Source organism: Stenomitos frigidus ULC18, from assembly GCF_003003795.1.
Taxonomy (GTDB): domain Bacteria; phylum Cyanobacteriota; class Cyanobacteriia; order Leptolyngbyales; family Leptolyngbyaceae; genus Stenomitos; species Stenomitos frigidus_A.
In genome coordinates this window covers 1-5,300 of sequence record NZ_PVWK01000082.1, presented here as the reverse complement: position 1 = coordinate 5,300, position 5,300 = coordinate 1, and the positions used below count along the sequence as shown (strand labels likewise).

Sequence of the window (5,300 nt, the reverse complement as noted above, 5' to 3'; positions counted from 1 at the left end):
CACGACGGATTTCCAAGGGCTAGGAGACTAATCTAGAGTCATCACATTTCCTGCTCTCTGTCAATGCGTAACTTCTATAGGTCATCTTTTCATGGTTTGATTTCTTCTCGCGTTCGGGTTCTGGTGGACAAGTGGGCAGAATACGCTCTGATTTCGCATATTCGAAGGCTGTCTTACTATCAGCGAGAAGAAAGTCAGCATAGGTCAGTGGGCTGCCGACTGTGACCAAATCGGTGATGAGCCAGGGTTGTGTGTTTTTACGCTGACGGTACCAAGCGGTGTGCTGGACATCTTGAAATGCCAACGCGTTGGGAGATGCCTGTTTGGTCAATTCCCGTTCAACGGCTATGACTTCTTTGAAGTGAGGGGACATCGGGCTATCGTGCTTCTTATGCATTCGCGCCCAGCTGTGGGTGATGATGTCGTAAGCAATGACCGAACCTAGACTGTGCCCTAGCAATACGATGCGGTCGTACCGACCCGAAGCGTGGAGTTTCTCGATAAGAGACACGCCCGCTTCGCGGATTGCTTGGCGGTGGGCAATATTTGCTGGATGCAGGCGTAGGTAGCGTGCCGCATCACCGATGAAGTTAATAGCCAGAGGGTTCCCAAGATAATGCCACAGCCAGCTCAATACAGCCAGCACTAAAGGGGGGAGGGCAAAAGCCCAGCCTACGAGTTTGACACCAGCGAGGGCTGTGATCGCTGCGACCAGCACGGCTAGGATCAGTATCCATACCAGAAGCCACCATGGGAAAATCGGCTTGGGCACGGGCCAGCGAAACAACAACCACCACACCCAAGCAGAAACCTGATCAAGGGTGGTGTTGCGTATGATGTGTGCCCAGTAGCACTCAAAGATGTCTGTGGTTGGCTGGTCTTTTGTCCCCTTAATGGTCACCCGATGCAGTTCGTAGGAGTTGGAATATTGATCGGGCTTTATCCACTCCTTCTGCCCCTCCCGTCTTTTGCCATTGACGTTGAACACTCCGTTAATGAGTCCTTTAAGGGTTTCTCCAGGCTGTTGCTCGCCGATGCCGTGAATTACCACAACTGCTTGGCGAACATTCTTTCGCCGATTTCTTATGCGTACGGCGAGATCGTTTAGCCGATTTAGGCGCTTGTTCCAGTAACACTGCACCTCTTTGTAGCGCCCGCTAGGGATGCCCGATTCTTTAATGGTGATAACACTTCCCGATTCGTCTTGTCTCGTGATGTCGATGGTTACTTCGGTCTCATGATCCAGATACCAGGATGCGGAAGCACTGATCAACATAGTGACGGACTTAGGCTCTTGTTTTTTGACTCTTTTTATCTGAGCGATGCGCCAGACACCAGTCTCATCAGTCAAAGCTAAGCGTGTACCCGCTTTGAATTCGATGTGACCTTGAAGACCTAGCCAATGTGACTGCCCCCCTGGGCGCCACATGAGATCCCAAGCGTCCTGGGATGAGATTGGGACAGCTTTCTTCCCAGACCAGGATATCTGATTATTGGAAATCGATTCTCCCGCCTTAGCATCACTGGTGCTGCTCATAAACTAATCCTTGAGCGAATGCTTTTGTTATGGGTGTGTGCGATCGATCTCTAATGACAATAATATGCCCGAACAAAAAACGCGCAGACAACTACCGAATGCGGCCAACCAAGCGAAGCCAGTGAATTTAAACACTCAAACACCACCAGCAGAATATGCCCAAAATACCGTTTTTCAGAGAATTTCTCAATGCCAAGTAGTAAAACTTTTGCCATGACGTGTTAGCTGAATGCTGCACCGATCACGCTACCCTCACAAGTTCCTCAAACTTTTTGCCTACCCTCAAGGGTGGAACAAATCATTGAGGTTCTATGGGTATGGCAAATTCTAGGGAGAGAACCTTTGCAACCATTGATGGGAACGAAGCTGTCGCTCAAGTTGCCTATCAACTGAATGAAGTAATTGCCATCTATCCCATTACGCCTTCCACACCCATGGGGACATGCTGCGCGTGCCCGGTAGCCATACCGATTTACTCATCGTGAAAGCCAAGGGCGGCGATATTCGCATCGTGTATTCTCCCCTGGATGTCCTTAAAATTGCTCAGACGAACCCCAGCAAACAAATCGTCTTCTTTGCCGTTGGGTTTGAAACCATAGCACCGACAACAGCAATGCTGGTCTACCAAGTTCATCAACAAGGCATCAAAAATCTCTCTCTTTTGGTATCTCATGTCCTCGTTCCCCCGCCATGGAGACGTTTCTGGCTGCACCCCATAACCAAGTCCAGGGCTTTTTAGCAGCGGGACATGTCTGCACGGTCATGGGCTACACCGAGTATGACGCGATCGCTATGCGTTTGATCTGGTCTTGCTCGATGCGATGATGCCCGACATGGGCGGTTTTACCTGTTGCCGTCAGTTATGCCAGTCTGAGCAGCCTTACCCGGGGCCCATTTTGCTTGCGCTTACACAAAATGAGGCTAGATGAAGGCTAGAAACTCTCGCCAAGGAGGAAGGGTCAGTCGTGAGTGGACAGCGGTGGCCTACTCGACTGCATCTCAGTCCCTGTGCTCGCCACTTTGGGTGTTTCATGGCACAAACATGCTGCTATCCTGACCATCGTTTTTATATGGTGATGGTAAAATTAGATGCTTTTGGGATTAAGCCGAGATAGGTGTGATTTTTTATCATATCGCCTTGAAACGTAGACTGTATAGGCACTCTAGCCTTTTGACCTTTAGCCGTAATCGCTGAAAGCCCTGATTAGTAAAGGTTTGGACTCCTTTTGGACGCTGTACTAATGAAAAACGGTTAGTACACCACCTGATTTGCGCCTCATTCGTCGCCTGAAAGCCGCATTCTACCGTTGCGCTTCTGCCTATCCGGCAACTAACCAACAAGACCCTGTTTCGAGCCAGATGCTGAAAGCCTTTCACAGAGAGGCTTTCAGCATCCATATGATAAACTTTCGCATGTATCTCGGCTCAATGCCTATATCGCTTCCTAGTGCGAACACCAGTATCCCAACACGGACCCCTCGGCTGCTTTGCTTGCTTGAGACTTGGTTTGACCAGCGCCATCAGGACGAAGAGCGATCGCACTGCGCCGACTGACAATGGGTATGCTGAAATACCGGTAGCAGGACCATCGCGATCGCCCAAGATAATGGGGCTGCAAAGGCGTAGCCCAGCGCCCCCATGTTCGTTCGTCACATGAAACCCTTGTCTATGGAAACCGCGACAGGCTTTACCATCGACGGTGCCAGTTCACAAGATCTGGACGATGCCGTTTGGGTGGAGACCAACGGCAACAACACGCAGCTTCAGGTACATATTACTGACGTGGCGAGTCAAGTCCCGCTGGACAGCTTTCTGGACAGGCAGGCGCTCAAACGTGGCGAGACAGCGTACCTGCCAACCACGCGCAAACCGCTGTTCCCCCAGAGCCTGGAAGCGTCGCTGAGCCTGCTGCCCTTCGTCGAGCGCCCGGTCATCACCGTGGACATTCTGGTGGACCCACAGGGCGACCTGCTGGACGTGTCCCTGCGTGAACAGGTGCTCGTCAGCCAGGAGCAGTTCAGCTACGAAGCGGTCGAGGGGATTCTGCGGGGAGCACCCCACCACTTGCAACCACAACTCCGACTGCTAGAACAAGTGACGCGCCAACTGGCACAACAACGGCAGCAACAGGGGGCTGTCTACGGGCGCACCGTCGGGGCAAACTACATTGACGAAGACGGTCGCGTGGTGACGCAAAGCCTGCGGTCACAGCAGATGATTGCAGAACTCATGATCCTGACGAATCGGGTCGTCTCTGAGTTCATGCACGACCATCAGCACCGTTGGCTGTACCGCGTCCATGACTATCGTGACCTCAACGAGTTGCCTGCGGAACGACAGCAGTTTGTGCAAGAGCTGAAAGCAATTGCCGATGATGAACAACTCAGACGGGCGCTGGCGGGGCACTATGAGCGGGCGCAGTACAGCCCAGAGGCGAAACCACACGTTGGGCTGGGTTTGGCGGTCTACGCCCACACCACGTCCCCGATTCGACGGTACGCTGACCTGGTGAACCAGCGCTTGCTCAAAGCGGCGCTGCACGGTCAACCAGCCCCGTATCCGATCGCCACGCTCGCAGATATGGCGACACTCCTAACCACGCTACACCACGCCCGCCGTGATCAGAAGAATGCCCAGCATCGGGCACAACGACGGAGTGCAGTGGTGGCGCAAGTACAGCAGACTGACCTGGCAGCGTTGTCTCCTGAGCTGTTCAGCAAAGCCTTAAAGCAGGGTGTACTTAACGACCAGTGGGCAGCACTCGAGCCCACGCTGTTGCAACGACTGGCAGACGGCACACTAACAGCAATGGACTTCTACCAGGTGTTGGTGGTCATGCCCAACACACCAGCAAGTGTGAGCGTCAAGCTCCAGGTCTGGGCAGCGATCGCTGACAACCCCATGAGCCTGCAAGTCCTGAACCTGATCCGCATGCACTGGCAGCCCACTCCCACTGTTGAGTTCAAAGAGCAGAGCACACCGGACGGTTGGGCAGCGCTCTGTGTGGTGACTCAGGCAGGCAAAGAGCAGTGTCCGCCTGTTTGGTCAGTCGCGCCGCGTAAAGCGTTAGCGCAGCAAGACTCCGCATCCCGTTGGTTAGAAGCATGGGTCTGGGAAACACTGGTCAGCAGTACCGCAGCACAGCTACCAGAAACAGCTACGCCACTGCCAGTTGAGCCTGTGCGTCCCGCGCCGGAGACCCTGATCGCGGCGAACCAGGAGCGAGACTACGTGAGTTCGCTCAACCAATACGCTCAACGCCTGGGTGTGCCACTGCCGGAGTACACGTTTGCGGCAGTCGCCACGAGCAACGGCTTGTTTCAGTGCGTCTGTGCGTGTTTTGACCTTGTGGGTAAGGGCGAGGGCGGCAGTAAGAAGCAAGCCAAGAGCCAAGCGGCTCAGAGTGTGTGGTTACGGATTGAGCGTGGTGCTGCCAGTCCACACGCAATCAGGGCGTACAACGTTCATGAACCTGGGGTTCCGCTCTGCTAGGTTTCTGGTCGAGCAGCACCTTGTTAGCGTCATCGCGCTTGCAAACCCATTACAGACTTTTGTTGCTACAGCACATTACTTGGCATGAACGAGCTGCCTTTGAGTGTGAAAAGGGCATTCTAAAGGTGCTGGTTAAAGCAGGTGATCGCTGAAGGAAGGTTCAATGCAAGATGTATTAGATGTCAAGCATATCGGGCTCTTCCCAGCTTTTGGTGAAGCCGAGAAGGAGGGAGGAAACTATAGATCACCCCTTTCAGTGCTCTGCCCATGG

2 protein-coding genes and 1 pseudogene are annotated in these 5,300 nt (G+C 53.3%); 2 read left to right on the top strand and 1 reads right to left on the bottom strand.

Annotation, left to right across the window (positions count from 1 at the left end):
• Positions 1-19 precede the first annotated feature (19 nt).
• Positions 20-1,537, bottom strand: a complete 1,518-nt coding sequence (locus tag C7B82_RS14160) for an SRPBCC domain-containing protein (protein ID WP_106256938.1) — start codon at positions 1,535-1,537, stop codon at positions 20-22.
• 442 nt (positions 1,538-1,979) lie between these two features.
• Between C7B82_RS14160 and C7B82_RS14155 the strand changes: the two are divergent.
• Positions 1,980-2,362, top strand: a pseudogene (locus tag C7B82_RS14155) (hypothetical protein).
• Positions 2,363-3,190: 828 nt separating this feature from the next.
• Positions 3,191-5,029, top strand: a complete 1,839-nt coding sequence (locus C7B82_RS14145) for an RNB domain-containing ribonuclease (protein WP_219904395.1) — start codon at positions 3,191-3,193, stop codon at positions 5,027-5,029.
• Positions 5,030-5,300: the final 271 nt, after the last annotated feature.